The sequence below is a fragment of the Sphingobium aquiterrae genome, from assembly GCF_037154135.1.
Taxonomy (GTDB): Bacteria; Pseudomonadota; Alphaproteobacteria; order Sphingomonadales; family Sphingomonadaceae; genus Sphingobium; species Sphingobium aquiterrae.
The window spans coordinates 84,343-101,189 of record NZ_JBANFL010000002.1 but is presented as its reverse complement, the minus strand read 5'-3'; the positions used below and the strand labels follow the sequence as shown (position 1 = coordinate 101,189).

Below are 16,847 nucleotides of genomic sequence, written 5' to 3'. Positions count from 1 at the left end.
GCCCGGCACCGCAAGAGGGCGCCGGACGGGCGGGCGAAAGCCTTTTGACGGGTGGAACCCAGACTTATTCCGGTTCCGATTGCCCGGGAACGAGTCTGGAAATTCCTTGTTTTCCGTGATTTCCGAGTCGCCAGAGCTTCATCTGGCTCGAAATCACTTTAGCGGAAAGCGGTCAGGCGCCCCTTGTCGGTCAGCACATACAGCATGCCGTCGGCAACGACGGGCGCAATCGACATGCTGTCATCCATGTCGATCGTGCTCTGCTCCTTGCCCGTCGACGGGTCCACATAGACCATGTCGCCTTCGGTCGAAACCAGGATCAGGCGACCGCCGGCCAGCAGCGGGCCGGACCAGCGCACCGGCCCATCCCGCTTCTTTTCCTTGTGATAGCGCCTGAGCTGGCTGATCCAGCGGATCTTGCCGGTGGCGCGCGCCACGCAGAGCAGGCGCGCATCGCTCGTCACCACGAACACCCATTCGCCCGCCACCCAGGGGCTGGAAATGCCGGGGATATTGATTTCCCACAGGCGCTGGCCGCTCACCAGCTCATAGGAGGCCATGCGCCCGCCCTGACCGATGGCGAACACCCGGCCACGGTCGATCACCGGATTGGCGTCGATATCGGTGAGCGTCGCGACCGAGGTCGCGATGCTGGTGCGCGACAGCGCGTCGCCCCACAGCGTGCGGCCATTTTCATAGCGATAGGCAGTCAGTTCGCCCGAGCTGTATCCCGCAACCACCGTGCCCTGCGCAGCAGCCGGCGCGGCGACGCCGAACACCGCCGTCGCCTCCAGCGTACCGGTTTCGGTCCACTGCGTTTCGCCGTCGGTCTGGTTGAGCGCGAAAATCTGGTTGTCCTGGCTCATCACATAGACATGGCCGTTCTCCAGCGTCGGCGCGCCGCGCAGCGGGCCGCCGGGGCGCTTTTTCCACACGACGGCGCCATCGGCAACGTTGATCGCCACCACGTCGCCCACGCCGGTCGCGGCATAGACCCGGTCGCCCAGGACGCTGACGCCGCCGCCGAAGCGCGCACGGCCATTGCCCTCTGCAGGCAACGGCGCCGTCCACAGCCTGGCACCGGTCTTGGCATCCATCGCGATCACGGTCGCGCTGCTGTCGATCACATAGAGCTTGCCGCCCGCGACCACCGGCGCCGCCGCAAGCCGTGCCTGGGGCGAACTGCCGTTGATGGACGCGGTCCACACGCGGGCGGGCGATGCACCAAGGGCAAGCTGCCCCATCGCCTTCGCCGGATTGCCGCCGGGCTGGCTCCATTCGGGATTGCTGAAGGGCTCAGGCAGGGTCACGGCGACATCGGCGATCGCCGGATCGACCTCCACCCCCTGCTCGCGCGACAGGATGGATGTGCGATTGCCCACCACCGGGGTCTTGGGGCCGCCCTTGCCCTTCAGCACGCCACAGGCGCCCAGGCCCACCACCAGGGCGAGCATCAGCGCCGTGCGTGTCGTCTTCTTAGCTACCAGCATTAACCGTCCCATCCTCACCCGGAATCTCGACCGCATCGATCCCCAATACGCCCGCCATCTGTCGCGCGCGTGAACGGATGGAGGCGGGCACCTTTTCATCCTTGGCCATGGCGGCATACATCGGACCCGCCAGATCCTGCCGCTTCATCTTCATATAGGCGATGGCGACCATCTCGCCGGCCGTGCCGAACCAGGGCTCGCCGGAGACGGCGAGCGGCTTCATCCGCGCGACCACGGCGTCGGGCTTCATCTGGTCGAATTCGAGCGCGGTCTGCTTGACGAGCGCCAGGTCGCGCCAGGGCTGATCCAGCTTTTCGTCGGCGGCGATCTGCGCATAGGTGGCGATCGCCGTCTTGCCGTCATCCTTCTGCGCGGCGGCCGCGGCCTTCAGGAACAGCGCACCGGCGCGGTATCCCGGCTGGCCGGCGTTCACCAGCGCGTCGATCTTCTTCGCATCGGGGGTGCCGCCGGCGGTCGCGACGTCGACCAGCTGCGCCATGTCCTCGCCGGTTTCGCCCGAACGGGTGTTGCTGTGATTCTCCCACCACAGCCAGGCCGCGAAGGCGACAAGGCCAAGGATGACGGCGGCCACGACCCAGCGGCCAAAGCGACGCCAGAAGCCCAGCAGCTGATCCTGCCGGACGGCGTCATCCACCTCACGCAGGAAAGCTTCGTTCGATTGCGGCGGCAGGGCCAAGGAAAATACTCCGATATGGCTGGAAACAGGGAACGGGCGGCGGGCGACCTTAGCGACGCGCGCGAGGAAGGAAAATCACTTTTTCGAGCGATAGACCTGCTCTTCCGTGGGGAAAGTGCGTGCCCGCACCTCCCCGGCATAGCGCTCCGCCGCGCCGGAGATCGTGTCGGCCAGCGCTTCATAGCGCTTCACGAAGCGCGGCACCCGGTCGAACATGCCCAGCATGTCCTCGCTCACCAGCACCTGCCCGTCGCAATGGGCCGACGCGCCGATGCCGATCACCGGAATGTCGATACTGTCGGTGACGGCGACGGCGAGATCTTCCATCACCCCTTCCAGCACCACGGCAAAAGCGCCGGCATCCGCGATGGCGCGGGCATCCGCCATGATTTTGGCATGTTCTTCCTGGCTCTTGCCGCGCGCGCCATAGCCGCCCAGCGCGTTCACCGCCTGCGGCGTCAGGCCGATATGCGCCATCACCGGGATGCCGCGCTGGCTGAGGAAAGCGATGGTCGGCGCCATCGCCTCGCCGCCCTCCAGCTTCACCGCCGCGCAGCCGGTTTCCGCCATCACCCGGCTGGCGCTGGCAAAGGCGGCCTGCGGCGAGGCTTCATAGCTGCCAAAGGGCATGTCGACGATAACGACGCTGTGATAGCTGCCGCGCACGACCGCCGCGCCATGGGCAATCATCATGTCCAGTGTCACCGCGAGGGTGGAGGGCAGGCCGTAGATCACCTGCCCCAGCGAATCGCCGATCAGCAGCATGTCGCAATGCGGATCGAGCAGTTGCGCCTGTCGCGCGGTATAGGCGGTCAGCATCACCAACGGCTCTTCCGTCCGGCCTTCGAACTTGCGGCGCTGGATCGCGGGCACGGTGAGGCGCTTCATCGGCGCGGGCGTGGGGTTGGCGCGGCTGGTCGCGGTGTCGATCGTAAAGGTCGTAGACATGGAAGTCATCTAGCGCGCCACGCCGGCCTTAGCCAGCCGAACCGGACATCCGGGACAAATCGCCCTTGCCTGCCGGGCAGGATGCCGGGGCAGGCCGCGAAAAAGGTGGGCAGGAATGGCGGGGTGAGCTGTGGTGCCATTCCTGCCCGAGAGGGGAGGCCAGGCCTCCTTCCGGTTCAACGCATGACGCGTCAGAAGTTCGCCTTGATCGTCAGGCCATAGGTGCGCGGATCACCCGGCTGGCCGGCGATCAGGCCGGTATTGTTCGGCGTCACCGCCAGCTGCTCGAAATAATCCTTGTCGAAGATGTTGCGCACCCAGCCATAGATGTTGAAGCCATTTTCCCGGCGGAAGCCGACCCGCAGATTGTTGAGCGAATAGCCGGCCACATCCATGTAGATGGAGCGCGAGGCGTTGGACGAGAATTTGGAGCGATAGCTGCCGTCCCAGCCAATGTAGAATTCGCCGCCATGGTCGCCCAGGAAGGTCGTGGGGATATTGAACTCCACGCCATAGGACAGCGCCCATTTGGAGATGCCGGGCAGCAACTGGCCCGAAATGTCGCACACCAGCGGGCTGACCGCACCGGGCACGCCCGGCGCGCCGGGTATCGTGCCCGAGGCACCGCCCGAAAGCTCCGGCGGGCATGGCGCATTGGTGAACTTCACATATTTGGGATCGGTGTAGGCGCCGTTCACATAAGCGTTCACCCGATCGGACGGACGGACGGAGAAATCGGCCTCGATGCCGCGTGTCCGCACCTTGTCCGCATTGGCCAGATAGCCGCGCAGGGTCGAATTCTGGCCGTCGTTCACGATCGCCTGATAATCGCCGATCTCGGTCCAGAAGCCGGAGAGGTTGAGCGTCGCCTTGCGATCCCAGAACTGGGTCTTGAGGCCCACTTCATAATGATTGACCTTTTCCGGCTTCACCGTCGCCACGTCCGTCTGCGGCACGCCCGCCGCATTCAGCGGCACGCCGTTCAGGTTGACGCCACCTGACTTGAAGGCCCGCGAATAGGTGGCATAGGCCATCACGTCGCGGCTGAAATCATAGGATGCCGTGAAGTCGTAGGACAGGTTCCAGTCGCTGAACGTCACGTCGAAGAATTGCGGCGCCAGCACGCCGCGCTGGGCGACGATCCACGGATCGGTGCTGGTGAAGGTCACGAGCTGCCGCACGCCGGTGGACGTGGTGCCGGTGACGACCGAATTATAGCTGCCCTGCTTCTTGTCGTAATTGAGGCGCAGGCCCGGCTGCAGCTTCAGCTTGTCGGTGACATGCCAGGTGAGCTGGCCGAAGGCGGCAAGGCTGGTGTTCTTCAGGCGGATGTCATTGTCCGCCGTCAGCCCGTCCAGCACCGCCGGATTGTCGCGCAGCGCGCCGGTCAGGAACCAGCGGCTCGCCGCCGATCCCTGCACCTGCTGTCCGGTCGTATGGATCTTCTGGTAGAAGGCGAAGGCGCCGACCACGAAGTCCAGTTTGTCGCTCGACTGCGCATAGCGCAATTCCTGCGTCCACTGCTTCTGCTGGGTCGGGTTCTGCGACTTGGTGGTGATCGGGAGCCCGGTGAAATCGCGGTCATTGGCCGGCTGCCAGTCCCAATAGCGATAGGCGGACACGGAGGTCAGCGTGCCGGCGCCGACATCCCATTCTGCCCGCAGCGATACGCCGCCCACTTCGTTGCGGGCACGCAGCTGCGCATCCAGATCGGTCAGGCGGTCGAACGGATCGGTGCTGGGCACCCCATAGCCGGGGAACAGTTTGATCAGCGCTGCATATTGGCGCGTCGCGACACGCTGCGTTGAACCGACACCCGCGTAAATCTGCGCGCAGCAGGCCGGGTTCTGCACATTATAGTCGCCCGACAGGGTCAGGTTGAGCCTGTCGGTCGCCTTCCAAAGCAGGCTGCCGCGCAGGCCCAGATTGTCCTGCGAATTGACATGCTGGTTGGTCGCGACATTGTAGATCGTGCCACGACGGTCGGTGGTCGACACGCTGATGCGCGCCGCCAGCCGGTCGGACAGCGGGCCGGAGACCGATGCCTTCGCCTGCTTGAAGCCCAGATTGCCGACGGAGACCTCCGCCCGCCCCTCGAAGTCGAAGCTGGGCGCGCGGGTCGTGATGTTGATCGCGCCGGCCGTCGTGTTCTTGCCGTAGAGCGAGCCCTGCGGGCCGCGCAGCACCTCGATCTGGTCGATATCGACGAAATCGAACGTCGCGGAGGCGACGCGGTTATAATAGACCTGATCGACATAGATGCCGACACCCTGCTCGATCCCGTCATTGGTGAGACCCAGCGGCGCGCCGATGCCGCGGATGTTGATCGAGCTGTTGCGCGGGTTGGACGTGTAGAATTGCAGCGTCGGCTGCAATTGCTGCAAACGGCCGATATTATAGCTGCCGGTCTGCTCGATGGCATTGGCATTGAGCACGGAGACGGCCAGCGGCACATCCTGGATCTGCTCGGCGCGACGCCGGGCGGTGACGACGATCTCTCCTGCGCGACCATCCGACAGCTCGGGCGCCGTCTCCTGGGCCGCAGGTGCGGTGCCGGTATCCTGCGCATGGGCAGGCACGATGAAGGATGCGCTCGCCGCAGTGGCGAGCAACAGGAAACGCGCAGTCATATGATCCCCTTCGTTATGATCGTGCGGCGTCTCCGGTGGTCCGGTCGAAGCCTGATGATATGCGGGCGGAAATGCCGCCCGCCTTGTTCGAACCCCCGGCCGTCACCGGCCTTGCGAACCCGATGGAAATCGGCGTGCCCCAAAAAGGAGCCGCGCCGCGGCGTCAGCCCGCGAAGCGGGTGCGCTCCGTCACGTCGAGCTGCACGACGTGGGCGTCATGCACCGTCAACGTGATCGATCCATAGCGCAGCGCATCCAGCGCCTTGCGCACCGCATCGATGCTCACCTCTATGTCATGCCGCGCGGAGAGACTGTCCCGTGCCGGCCGAATCTGCTGTTGTTCGCTCATCTATGTCCTCTTGCGACGGCTTTATCTCAACTCATAAGATAGACAAAAAAGCAAATATGGGGCGGCGACAAGTTTCCCTATGGGTATCATCCATAATCGCCGGGAAATCGGGTGCCGGGCCGGTCAGGCCCGCTCGGTCACGGGCATCGGACGGCGGTCGGCCTGCGGCACCAGAGACGGCCGGAATTGCCGGGCAAGCGCGGCCTGGTCCCCCGCGAGCGCGATCAGCCTGTCGAGCAGGCCTTGGCCGAAGCGCCATTCGCCAAGGCCCGACTGCGCGTTGACATGGCCGCTATGCCCCGCGTCTACGACCTGGCTGCCCCAATATTTCCCGATGCTGTGGGCACGCTCATAGAAGATATAGGGGTCGTTGCGGCTCGCCACGAGGATGGAGGGGAAGGGCAGCGGCGCGCGCGGCACCGGCGCGAACCCGCCGATGGTCTCGGGCGTTTCCATCCGTTCGCAATCGGGCGGCGCGACCAGCAACGCGCCCGCAACCGGCCAGCCATAGGGCTGGCTCTGCAGCGCCCCCCACCAGGCGACGGCCATGCAGCCAAGGCTGTGCGCGGCCAACACGATCGGCCCCTCCGCCTCGCGGATGGCGGCATCCAGCCGGCTGACCCAACTGTTGCGATTGGGACTGGCCCAACTGCCCAGGTCGACGCGCTGGCAATCGCCCCGCGTCTGTTCCCAGATGGTCTGCCAATGGCCCGGCCCGCTGTTGTTGAGGCCGGGAATCGTCAGCACCACGGGTTGCCGCGCATCACCTGCATGTCCGAATCGGTCCATGAACCTGCTCCTCTTGTCGCACCTCACAGATAATTCTATTTTTATAGTAGACAATAGGCGAGCGCCCAATTGTGTCAAAATCTGGGCAGCCGGAATGGCCGCGCCATTCCATGGCGAGGGAGCATTATTCCGGTCGCAATATGGCAATGATCGGGCTGGCCGGAACAGGCCCGCGGTCGAAGATCAGAGCTGCGGCAGCATTTCCGCCAGGCTGATGCCGTCCAGCACCTTGGCCGTTTCATCCCGCACGCGGAGCATCACCTTGTGCAGGCGGCATTCCTCCTCGGGCAGGCAATTGGCGCATGTCTCATGCGCGAACCGGCTGGCACAGGGGGTCAGCGCCAGCGATCCGCGTGTCAGCCGCACGATGTCGCCATAGCTGATGTCGATGGGCGAGAGCGCCAGCCAATAGCCGCCGTCACGCCCGCGCTGCGTCGCCACCAGCCCCTCGCGCGACATTTCGGAGAGGATGACGGTCAGGAACTTGGCGGGGATATTCTGCCCCTCGGCGATCTCCGTGAGCGGCACCGGACCCTGGCCATAGTGATCCGCCAGATGTTGAAGGGCGCGGATGGCGTAACGGGTCTTCTGCGAAAGCATCGCCCATCATTCGGACCAACCGTGCCGAATTTCAAGCGAAAGGATTGGGATATGACGATCGCCAGGTCCTTTGCGCGCGCCGCCATGGTTCAGGGCTTGAGCGCAGCCCGTGCCAGCCCCGGAAAATCGCTGAACAGCCCGTCCACGCCGGTGGCGGCGACGGCCTTCACCAGCCCTGGAAAATCGCCATGCGCCGCCGGGTCGTCACCCCGCTTGTAGGCCGCCGGCAGGAACATGTTTTCCGCCCGCAGCGTCCACACATGCACGGCCAGCCCGGCATCATGGGCGCGCGCCACAAGGCCGTCGTCCGTCCCGTCCGGCCCGACCGCGAGCGACACCGGAATGCCGATCCCGTCGGCATAGCCGGCCATCGCCTTCAGCCCGCCCACGGTCATCATGTCGGCATAGGATGTGCCGGGCACGTCCGCCGGCGCCCCCGTGTCATCGACAAGCTGGATCAGGCGAATCCGCGTCTTCTCGCGCAGCGCCCGCAGATTGCCGACCTCGAAGGACTGGATGAACACCGGATCGTCCGCGCCCATATAGCCAAAGCGCGCCAGCATCGCGAGCAGCACCGGCTCGGTCGCAAGGCCGAGGGAGGCGAAATAGGACGGGTGCTTGGTTTCGGGATACAGGCCGATGCGCCGCCCGGTCTCCGCCTCCTTGGCCTGCACCAGCCGGATCACCTCCTCGAAGGTGGGGACGGGATAGAGCCCGTCGAACCGGCGATTGGCGGTGCGGACCGCGCCCAGCCGTTCGCGCGCGCGCAGGGTGCGCAGCTCGGCCAGCGTGAAATCCTCGGTGAACCAGCCCGTGATCTGCTGGCCGTCGATCGTCTTCGTCGTCTTGCGGGCGGCAAATTCCGGGTGGTCGGCCACGTCGGTCGTGCCGCCGATCTCATTCTCATGCCGGGCGACGAGGATACCGTCCTTCGTCGGCACCAGGTCGGGCTCGACAAAATCGGCGCCCTGGTCGATCGCGCGCTCATAGCTGGCGAGCGTATGTTCGGGCCGTTCCCCGCTGTCGCCGCGATGGCCGATGATGAGGGGCATGGGGCGTTCCTTCTGCGCGGGGGCGGGTGTCGCCGGGACCGGGGCCTGGGCCGGGACCGGAGATGGAACGGCCGCCGGTTCGGCCTGCGTTGCCGGAGCACGCGGGTCGGCAACGAGGGCACTCTGCGCGCGGGCGCCGCAGGGCTGCAGCACCGCGACCAGCGCCAGCATCCCGGCGACCGCCCCGCGCATCAACCCAATGCCGCCTGATAGGCGTCGGGCTTGAACCCCACGATCCGCCTGTCGCCCAGATCCAGCACCGGCCGCTTGATCATGGAGGGGTTGGCCAGCATCAGCGCCACCGCCTTGTCCGCGTCGATCCCCGTCTTGTCGGCATCGGGCAGCGCGCGAAAGGTGGTGCCCGCGCGGTTCAGGATGGTTTCCCAGCCATGCTGGGCCACCCAGGCGCGCAGCCTGCCCTCCTCCGCGCCCAGCGCCTTGTAGTCGTGGAAGTCATAGGCGATGCCCTTGCCCTCCAGCCAGGTGCGAGCCTTCTTGATCGTGTCGCAATTCTTGATGCCGTACATGGTGATCGCCATGGATCATTACCCCCGCTTGCCTATGCCTTCCTGAGCGCCGTGACCTCGATCTCGATCTTCATCTCCGGCTTGATGAGGCCGCAGACGATGCAGGTCGCCGCCGGACGGATCTCGCCGAAGGTGCCGCCCAGAACCGGGCCGATCGCATCCCAATAGGCCGCGTCGGTGATGTAATAGGTGGCGCGCACGACATCCTCGAACGCAAAGCCGCCCTCCGCAAGCGCCTTGCCGATGACGGCGAGCGCATTGGCCGCCTGTGCCGCCACATCCTGTGGCATCAGCTTCGTCTCGGGATCGGTCCCGGTCGTGCCCGCGACAAAGCACCAGTCGCCCTGCACGACAGCGCGCGAATAGCCGACCTGCGCTTCGAAGGGGGAACCGGAAGAGATGAGAGTGCGGCTGGTCATGCGATCCTGTATCCTGTTGCGTCATGAAGATTGCCGGACCGTGACAACACCGCCCGGCGCTGGAAAAAATGCGGCGGGGTCGGACCTAGAGCGAGGGCACCGGCTCCGGCCCGGAATAGTCGTACACGCCCTTGCCGGTCTTGCGGCCGAACCAGCCGGCCTCGACATATTTCACCAGCAGCGGCGCGGGGCGATATTTGGGATCGCCGAAATCCTTCTGCAGCACATGCAGGATCTCAAGCACGGTATCGAGGCCGACCATGTCGGCCAGCGTCAGCGGCCCCATGGGATGGCCCAGGCCCAGCTTCACGCCCAGGTCGATATCCTGCGCCGATCCCACGCCCTCGCCCAGCGCGAAGAACGCCTCGTTGATGAGCGGCAGCAGGACGCGGTTGACCACGAAGCAGGGCGAATCCTTGGCAAGCACCGGCTGCTTGCCCACCGCGACGGCAAAATCCCTCGCCACGGCGGCGGTCGCATCGCTGGTGGCAAGGCCGCGGATCACCTCGACCAGCGCCATCAACGGCACGGGGTTGAAGAAATGGATGCCGACAAAGCGGCTCGGATCGCTGGACGCTTGCGCGAGGCGCGTGATGGAGATGGACGAGGTATTGGTCGCCAGCACCGCGTCGGGCGCCAGCACCTTGGCCGCTTCGGCGAAGATCACCCGCTTGATCTCTTCCCGCTCGGTCGCCGCCTCGATGATGAGGCCGGCGTCGACCATCGGGCCATAGTCGCCCACCGGCACGATGCGGCCGAGCGCGGCGTCGACATCCGCGCCCTCCAGCTTGCCCTTCTCGACCAGCCGGCCAAGCTGCCTGGCAATGCCGTCCTTGCCCTTTTGCGCACGGGCGACGTCGACGTCGGAGAGAAACACCTGATAGCCGGCCTGCGCCGAGACCTGGGCGATGCCAGCCCCCATCTGCCCTGCACCGATCACGCCGATAGCCTTCATCTCTCATCCTTTCGATAGGTTGCCATATGGCCTTATCTTGTCTGCGTCGTCCCTTGCCGATCAATGGCTTTGATTATTTCCAGATGGCCCTGCCCGGCCCTTGCGGCGGCTTGCGCCGCCGAGTGAAGCGGGCGCATGTCCCCCGGACATGCGCTCTTTCCGCTTCACTCCCACTCGATCGTGCCGGGGGGCTTGCTGGTATAGTCGTAGACGACGCGGTTGATGCCCTTCACCTCGTTGATGATCCGGGTGGCGACCCGGCTGAGGAAGGCCGCATCGAACGGATAGATGTCCGCCGTCATGCCGTCGGTCGAGGTCACGGCGCGCAGGGCGCAGACGCTGTCATAGGTGCGATAGTCGCCCATCACGCCCACGGTCCGCACCGGCAGCAGCACGGCGAACGCCTGCCAGATCGCATCATAAAGCCCGGCGGAACGGATTTCCTCAAGATAGACCGCATCCGCCTTACGCAGGATGTCGCAGCGTTCCTTCGTCACCTCGCCGGGGATGCGGATGGCAAGGCCGGGGCCGGGGAAGGGATGGCGGCCGACGAAGATCTCCGGCAGGCCCAACTCGCGGCCCAGCACGCGGACCTCGTCCTTGAACAGCTCGCGCAGCGGCTCGACCAGCTTCATGTTCATCCGCTCGGGCAGGCCGCCGACATTGTGGTGGCTCTTGATCGTCACCGACGGGCCGCCGGTGAACGACACCGATTCGATCACGTCGGGATACAGCGTGCCCTGCGCCAGGAAATCGGCGCCGCCGATCTTCTTCGCCTCTTCCTCGAACACGGCGATGAACTCGCCGCCGATGAACTTGCGCTTCTTTTCCGGGTCGGTGAGCCCGGCCAGGCCGCCCAGGAAACGCTCTTCCGCGTTCACATGGACCAGCGTGATGCCATAATATTCGCGGAACAGGGAGACGACCTGCTCCGCCTCGCCCAGCCGCATCAGGCCATGGTCCACGAACACGCAGGTCAGCTGGTCGCCGATCGCCTCATGGATCAGCACCGCCGCCACCGCGCTGTCGACGCCGCCGGACAGGCCGCAGATCACCCGGCCATCCCCCACCTGCGCGCGGATATCGGCGATCTTGGTTGCGCGGAATTCCGCCATGGTCCAGTCGCCGGCAAGGCCGCAGACATGACGCACGAAATTGGAGAGCAGCCTGCCGCCATCGGGCGTGTGGACAACTTCGGGGTGGAACTGCGTCGCGTAGAAGCGCTTGGCCTCGTTCGCGGTCACGGCAAAGGGCGCGCCGTCGCTGACCGCCACCACCTCGAAACCGTCGGCGAGCTGCGTCACCTTGTCGCCATGGCTCATCCACACCTGATGCTTCTCGCCCGGCTGCCACAGCCCGTCGAACAGCGCGCAGCTCTTCTTCACCTCGATGAAGGCGCGGCCGAATTCGCCGCTCTCGCCGCCTTCGACATTGCCGCCCAGCTGCTGCATCATCGTCTGCTGGCCGTAGCAGATGCCGAGGATGGGGATACCCGCATCGAAGAAATGCTGCGGCGCGCGCGGGCTGTCGTCCCACATCACCGAAGAGGGGCCGCCGGAGAGGATGATGCCCTTGGGCTTCAGCCGGTCAAAGGCCTCCGCGGCGCTGTTGAACGGGGCGATCTCGCTATAGACGCCGGCTTCGCGGACGCGGCGGGCGATCAGCTGAGTCACCTGGCTGCCGAAGTCGACGATGAGGATGGAATCCTGGAGGGGCAGCGTCATCGATTCGCCTTTCGGATGGCAAGCGGGGCGGGAATTTGAGGCGCGGTTAATCCCCCCGCTCCCCAATGTCCAGCAAAGCCCGCGTCAGGCGTGCGCCCGCGCGGCCTTCGCCTCGTGCCGGCCGATGAATGCGGCCAGCCCCAGCACGGCCGCGGCGATCAGGAAGGCGGTGCCGATGAAGGGCAGCAGCGCGCCCTCCCCCACCGATGCGGAATAGACCGCGCCGAAGAACAACGGCGACAGGATGCCGGCAATGGCGCCGACACTGTTGTTCGCGCCCTGCAACTGCCCCTGCTCGGATTGCGAAACCCGCTGCGTCATCAGCGACTGGATGGTCGGCATGGCAAGGCCCCAGAGCGCATTGGGCAGCATCGCCGCGACAAACAGCCATCCGGTCGGCGCCAGCCCCATGCAGGCGATGCCGATCGCGCCGAAGGAAAGTCCCGTCACCATCGTCCGCCTGTCGCCGATGCGCTTCACCACCGGACCGACCAGCACGCCCTGCACCCCCATGTCGAGCAGGCCGACCATGGCGAGCAGCGTCCCCACCTGCCACGCGCCCCAGCCATAGCGATCCCCGGCATAGAGCACGAACACCGCCGAAAACAGGTGATGCGCGAAATAGAGCAGGAAATTGACCGAGGCGAGGCTGGTGAGGTCCGGGTGGGAGCGCAACAGGGTGAGCGCGCCGAAGGGATTGGCGCGCGCCCATGAAAAGGCCATGCGCCGCTCGACCGGCAGCGATTCGGGCAGGATGAAGAGGCCATAGAGAAAGGCGAGGCCGCTCAGCCCCGCCGCCGCCCAGAAGGGCGCGCGCAGCGAAATCTCGCCCAGCACGCCGCCCACCAGCGGCCCGGCGACGAACCCGGCACTGAACGCCGCGCCGATCAGCCCATAGCCGCGCGCGCGCGCCTCGGGCGGGGTGATGTCGGCCATATAGGCGAACACCGTGGTGAAGCTGGACGAGGTGAGCCCGCCCAGCATGCGGCCCACGGCCAGCCACCACAGGCTGGGCGCCACCGCCATCAGCAGGAAATCGCTCGCCAGCCCCGCGACCGAAATCAGGATGACCGGGCGGCGCCCGAAACGGTCGGACAGCGATCCAATGACCGGCGAGCAGATGAACTGCATCCCCGCCCACAGCGCCACGAACAGCCCGTTCCACAGCCCAGCCTGTGCCGACGATCCGGCCAGCCTTTCGATCAGCTGCGGCAGAACGGGGATGATGATGCCCATCGACATGATGTCGAGCAGCGCCGTCACCATGATGAACGCAATCGCGGCCCGGCGGCGCGGGGCGGCGCGGGGCAGCGGTTCGTCCTGATGGGGCACGGCGGACATGAAGGAGGCTCCAGGCCCCGGCGCGATCAAGCGGGGCGGCGTTCTCCTACCTGCCCGTCTTCACCACGGCAAGCTGTGGCGGGCGCTTTGCCCGGCATCCGTCATCCCCGCGCAGGCGGGAATGACGATGGGAATAGCAGGAACAGGCCCCGCCCCTAGTTCAGCGCGACGTCGCGGCTCAGATACACGTCGGCCACGCGGCCACCCTTCACCGTGCAGGTGAAGCGCCGGGTCTCGCCGCCCGTGTCGCGATAGCTGGCGCGGCGTTCGACCCGGCCGTCGATGTTGAAGCCGTCATCCGTGGCCTGCGGCGATCCGATTTCACGGATCTCCGCATAGCCGCCCTGTTCGGCCGCGCGATCGCGGGCGGCCACGGCGCAGGCGTCGACAGCGGAATCCTCGTGCGCCAGATCGCCCGAAGCCGGCGCGTTCCGGGCGTCGGCGACGCCGGCATCATAACCGCCATCGGCCGGCGCATGATCCCCGTCGCGCGCATCATAGCCGCTGTCGCCGCTGCGATCGTCCATCCGGTCGGAGGGCTGATAGCCCCGGTCGTCCACCGGCGGCGGCGGGGCGGATGCCCGGTCGCGCGCCTCGGCCTTGTCCTTGCTCATGGAATTGGCGACGATCGCCACCGCGCCGATCAGCGCGGCAACGCCGACCGCATCGCCAAAGCCGAAGCCGTCGCCACGATAGTGGCGATGGCCCCAGCCCCCGCGGTCCCATCCACGACCGTCCCGCGCCTGTGCCGGAGCGATGCTCCCGGCCAGCAGCGCCGCACCAACCAGCGATCCCATGACCATGCGCAGCTTACGCATACCAACTGTCCTCCATGGCGCAGGCGGGCGCCCCCGTTTCATTACGCCCCCGGATAGCGCAGCATTGCTGTCAGGGCGCTGAATGACCGGCCATGGTCAGGACCGGCGCCGGGACCAGCGCGGGGTCGGCGATCTTCAGGCCCGTCCAATAGGCGGCAAAGGCATAGATGTCGGCATATTCGTCGATCACCTTGTCGGTCGGCTTGCCCGATCCATGGCCCGCCCGCGTATCGACGCGGATGAGGTGGGGTTTGCCGCCGATGCTGCTCGACTGCAATGCCGCCGCATATTTGAAGCTGTGCGCCGGCACGACGCGATCGTCGGTATCGGCGGTCGTCACCATGATCGCGGGATAATCATGGCCCGACGCCACATTATGATAGGGGGAATAGGTGTAGAGCAGGCGGAAATCCTGTTCCTGCCCGGGCGATCCATAGTCGTTCACCCAGTAACGCCCGGCGGTGAAGCGATCGAAGCGCAGCATGTCCATCACGCCGACGGCGGGCAGCGCCGCCGCGAACAGGTCCGGCCGCTGGTTCACCACCGCCCCCACCAGCAGGCCGCCATTGGACCGGCCCTCGATCGCCAGCTGGTCCTTGCCGGTATAGCCCGCGCTCTTGAGATATTCGCCCGCCGCGATGAAATCGTCGAACACATTCTGCTTGTTCTCGCGCCGGCCGGCTTCATACCAGGCCCGGCCATATTCGCCGCCGCCGCGCAGGCTGGCGATGGCGACCACCCCGCCCTGTTCCAGCCACGCCATGCGCGTGGGCGAAAAGCCCGGCGTCAGCGCGATGTTGAAGCCGCCATAGCCATAGAGCAGCGTCGGTGCCGGCTTGCCGCTTGCGGCCAGATCCTTGCGCCGGATGACGAACATCGGCACCATCGTCCCGTCCTTCGACGGATAGCTGATCTGCTCGGTGACGAAATCGTCGGGATTGAAGGCAAGCTCCGGCTTGGCAAAGGGCTCCACCCGCCCGGTGGCCGTATCGAAACGATAGATGGTCGACGGCGTGGTGTAGCCGGAAAAGCTGAAAAAGGTTTCCGGGTCGCCACCCTTGCCGCCGAAACCGGCCGCCGTGCCCATGCCGGGCAACGGCACGTCGGAGACGCGGCGCCCGTCCAGTTCCACCAGCTCCGCAACGGTGCGCCCATCGTCCAGATAGGCGAGGATGATGCGGTCGCCCACGATATTGCCCGCGATCAGCGTTTCGCGCCGCTGCGGCATCACTTCCACCGGATCGCGGCGCGGATGGGCCGCGTCCACGATCACCAGCCGCTGGCGCGGCGCATCGCGATCGGTGATGAACCAGAGCAGGTCGCCACGTCCGCCGACGAACGACCATTCATTGTCCAGCCCACGGATCAGCCGGCGCAGCACGATCGGCCGGTCCCGCCAGCCGGGCGCGAGCGGGACCAGCGTCACCTCGCGCTTGTCGCTCGTCCCCTCCGACGAGCTGATGAGCAGCCAGCGGCCATCGTCGGTCACTTCCGCCCGGTGGCCCAGCGACGGCCGGTCCGGGGTCGCATAGACCAGCCGGTCGGCCGATTGCGGGGTGCCGATGCGATGATACCAGACCTGCTGGTCCCTGATCGCGGACAGCCGGGCGCCGGCATCCTCGGGTGCCGGGAACCGCGAATAGAAGAAGCCCTGTCCGTCGCTGTCCCAGCTGAGGTCCGAAAAGCGGACCCAGCCGATGGCGTCGTCCAGCGTCCTGCCGCTATCGACGTCGATCAGCCGCAGCGTGCGCCAGTCGGTGCCGCTGTCCTGCAGCGCATAGAGCAGCAGCCGGCCGTCGGGCGAAGGCGCCCATTCGGCCAGCGCCATCGCCGCGTCCTTCGAAAAGCCGTTGGGATCGATCAACAGCCGCCGCGCGCCCGACAGCCCATCGCGCACGAAGAGCGGCGACTGGTTCTGAAGCCCGCTATTATAGGTGAAGAAATAGCGCCCGCCCGCCTTTTTGGGCGTCGAATAGCGGCCATAATTGTAGAAGCGCGCCATCCGGCCGTGCAGGATGGCGCGGCCCGGCAGGGTCTTGAGATAGTCCGTAGTCAGCGCATTCTGCCGGTTCACCCAATCACGCACCGCCGGATCGCCGCGCGCGTCGCCTTCCAACCAGCGAAAGGGATCGGACACCTTGATGCCGAAATGATCCTCGATCAGGTCATCGCGGCGGGTAGCGGGATAGTTGAGGTTGAAGGCGGCATGGGGCGCCACATTGGTGACGCCGATGGCCGCATCCGCCGTGGGCGGCGCAGTGTCGGCCATGCCGGCAAGGGCCGGCGCGGGCGAAAGCATCGCCGCCAGCAAGAGCGCATGCGCCAGACGCACCGGCATCCTCCATTCACCTTCTGTTTTCCGCAGGATACCGCCATCGGCAGGCATGCCGCAAGGGGCCAGCGGAGACATTCCGGACCGCCGGTGCGTGGCGCCCCCACCGCGCCATTCGGCCCGGCCCGGTCCATCCGGCCAAAAGAAAAAGGCCGCCGGCCAGCCCGTTGGAGGCT

The 16,847-nt window shown here is 66.2% G+C and carries 15 protein-coding genes; all 15 read right to left on the bottom strand.

Translation table 11 applies throughout. The features are described from left to right. Positions 1 to 158: 158 nt before the first annotated feature. Positions 159 to 1,490 carry an outer membrane protein assembly factor BamB family protein gene (locus WFP78_RS02665; protein ID WP_336958390.1) on the bottom strand — a complete coding sequence of 444 codons (1,332 nt, stop codon included), beginning with the start codon at positions 1,488 to 1,490 and terminating at the stop codon, positions 159 to 161. Then, a complete protein-coding gene (locus tag WFP78_RS02660) occupies positions 1,477 to 2,187 on the bottom strand; it encodes a tetratricopeptide repeat protein (protein ID WP_336958388.1) in 711 nt (236 codons plus the stop codon). Before WFP78_RS02660 ends, WFP78_RS02665 begins: the two co-directional genes overlap by 14 nt. Positions 2,188 to 2,262: 75 nt before the next feature. Continuing rightward, positions 2,263 to 3,135 carry a 3-methyl-2-oxobutanoate hydroxymethyltransferase gene (gene panB / locus WFP78_RS02655; protein ID WP_336958386.1) on the bottom strand — a complete coding sequence of 291 codons (873 nt, stop codon included), beginning with the start codon at positions 3,133 to 3,135 and terminating at the stop codon, positions 2,263 to 2,265. 191 nt (positions 3,136 to 3,326) lie between these two features. Further along, positions 3,327 to 5,765, bottom strand: coding sequence for a TonB-dependent receptor (locus tag WFP78_RS02650; protein WP_336958384.1), 2,439 nt, complete (start codon positions 5,763 to 5,765; stop codon positions 3,327 to 3,329). Between the two features lie 163 nt (positions 5,766 to 5,928). Then, positions 5,929 to 6,114: a YezD family protein gene (locus WFP78_RS02645; RefSeq protein WP_336958382.1), complete on the bottom strand. Its 186-nt coding sequence runs from the start codon at positions 6,112 to 6,114 to the stop codon at positions 5,929 to 5,931. A 123-nt stretch (positions 6,115 to 6,237) separates the two neighbouring features. Then, on the bottom strand, positions 6,238 to 6,903 hold the full coding sequence (locus WFP78_RS02640; RefSeq protein ID WP_336958380.1) for an RBBP9/YdeN family alpha/beta hydrolase: 666 nt from the start codon (positions 6,901 to 6,903) through the stop codon (positions 6,238 to 6,240). Between the two features lie 183 nt (positions 6,904 to 7,086). Next, positions 7,087 to 7,503: an RrF2 family transcriptional regulator gene (locus WFP78_RS02635; RefSeq protein WP_336958378.1), complete on the bottom strand. Its 417-nt coding sequence runs from the start codon at positions 7,501 to 7,503 to the stop codon at positions 7,087 to 7,089. An 89-nt stretch (positions 7,504 to 7,592) separates the two neighbouring features. Next, positions 7,593 to 8,555, bottom strand: coding sequence for a glycerophosphodiester phosphodiesterase (locus WFP78_RS02630; protein ID WP_336958872.1), 963 nt, complete (start codon positions 8,553 to 8,555; stop codon positions 7,593 to 7,595). Between the two features lie 191 nt (positions 8,556 to 8,746). Continuing rightward, positions 8,747 to 9,094, bottom strand: coding sequence for an ArsC family reductase (locus WFP78_RS02625; protein ID WP_336958376.1), 348 nt, complete (start codon positions 9,092 to 9,094; stop codon positions 8,747 to 8,749). A 20-nt stretch (positions 9,095 to 9,114) separates the two neighbouring features. Beyond that, the gene (locus WFP78_RS02620; protein WP_336958374.1) at positions 9,115 to 9,501 is read right to left on the bottom strand and encodes a RidA family protein; all 387 of its coding nucleotides are present in this window, start codon (positions 9,499 to 9,501) and stop codon (positions 9,115 to 9,117) included. Positions 9,502 to 9,586: 85 nt separating this feature from the next. Further along, complete coding sequence (locus WFP78_RS02615; protein ID WP_336958373.1) at positions 9,587 to 10,456, bottom strand: 3-hydroxyacyl-CoA dehydrogenase NAD-binding domain-containing protein; 870 nt, start codon at positions 10,454 to 10,456, stop codon at positions 9,587 to 9,589. 164 nt (positions 10,457 to 10,620) lie between these two features. Further along, positions 10,621 to 12,180 (bottom strand): glutamine-hydrolyzing GMP synthase, encoded by a 1,560-nt coding sequence (gene guaA / locus WFP78_RS02610; RefSeq protein WP_336958371.1) that lies wholly within the window; start codon positions 12,178 to 12,180, stop codon positions 10,621 to 10,623. Positions 12,181 to 12,264: 84 nt separating this feature from the next. Further along, complete coding sequence (locus WFP78_RS02605; RefSeq protein ID WP_336958369.1) at positions 12,265 to 13,521, bottom strand: TCR/Tet family MFS transporter; 1,257 nt, start codon at positions 13,519 to 13,521, stop codon at positions 12,265 to 12,267. A 155-nt stretch (positions 13,522 to 13,676) separates the two neighbouring features. Then, complete coding sequence (locus WFP78_RS02600) at positions 13,677 to 14,339, bottom strand: hypothetical protein (RefSeq protein ID WP_336958367.1); 663 nt, start codon at positions 14,337 to 14,339, stop codon at positions 13,677 to 13,679. Positions 14,340 to 14,409: 70 nt separating this feature from the next. Beyond that, the gene (locus WFP78_RS02595) at positions 14,410 to 16,677 is read right to left on the bottom strand and encodes a prolyl oligopeptidase family serine peptidase (RefSeq protein WP_419722896.1); all 2,268 of its coding nucleotides are present in this window, start codon (positions 16,675 to 16,677) and stop codon (positions 14,410 to 14,412) included. Positions 16,678 to 16,847: the final 170 nt, after the last annotated feature.

Coding starts and splice junctions, on each gene's coding strand:
- WFP78_RS02665 (WP_336958390.1), bottom strand. CDS start 1,490: ATGCTGGTAGCTAAGAAGACGACACGCACGGCGCTGATGCTCGCCCTG.
- panB (WP_336958386.1), bottom strand. CDS start 3,135: ATGTCTACGACCTTTACGATCGACACCGCGACCAGCCGCGCCAACCCC.
- WFP78_RS02650 (WP_336958384.1), bottom strand. CDS start 5,765: ATGACTGCGCGTTTCCTGTTGCTCGCCACTGCGGCGAGCGCATCCTTC.
- WFP78_RS02645 (WP_336958382.1), bottom strand. CDS start 6,114: ATGAGCGAACAACAGCAGATTCGGCCGGCACGGGACAGTCTCTCCGCG.
- WFP78_RS02640 (WP_336958380.1), bottom strand. CDS start 6,903: ATGGACCGATTCGGACATGCAGGTGATGCGCGGCAACCCGTGGTGCTG.
- WFP78_RS02635 (WP_336958378.1), bottom strand. CDS start 7,503: ATGCTTTCGCAGAAGACCCGTTACGCCATCCGCGCCCTTCAACATCTG.
- WFP78_RS02630 (WP_336958872.1), bottom strand. CDS start 8,555: ATGCCCCTCATCATCGGCCATCGCGGCGACAGCGGGGAACGGCCCGAA.
- WFP78_RS02625 (WP_336958376.1), bottom strand. CDS start 9,094: ATGGCGATCACCATGTACGGCATCAAGAATTGCGACACGATCAAGAAG.
- WFP78_RS02620 (WP_336958374.1), bottom strand. CDS start 9,501: ATGACCAGCCGCACTCTCATCTCTTCCGGTTCCCCCTTCGAAGCGCAG.
- WFP78_RS02615 (WP_336958373.1), bottom strand. CDS start 10,456: ATGAAGGCTATCGGCGTGATCGGTGCAGGGCAGATGGGGGCTGGCATC.
- guaA (WP_336958371.1), bottom strand. CDS start 12,180: ATGACGCTGCCCCTCCAGGATTCCATCCTCATCGTCGACTTCGGCAGC.
- WFP78_RS02605 (WP_336958369.1), bottom strand. CDS start 13,521: ATGTCCGCCGTGCCCCATCAGGACGAACCGCTGCCCCGCGCCGCCCCG.
- WFP78_RS02600 (WP_336958367.1), bottom strand. CDS start 14,339: ATGCGTAAGCTGCGCATGGTCATGGGATCGCTGGTTGGTGCGGCGCTG.
- WFP78_RS02595 (WP_419722896.1), bottom strand. CDS start 16,677: ATGCCGGTGCGTCTGGCGCATGCGCTCTTGCTGGCGGCGATGCTTTCG.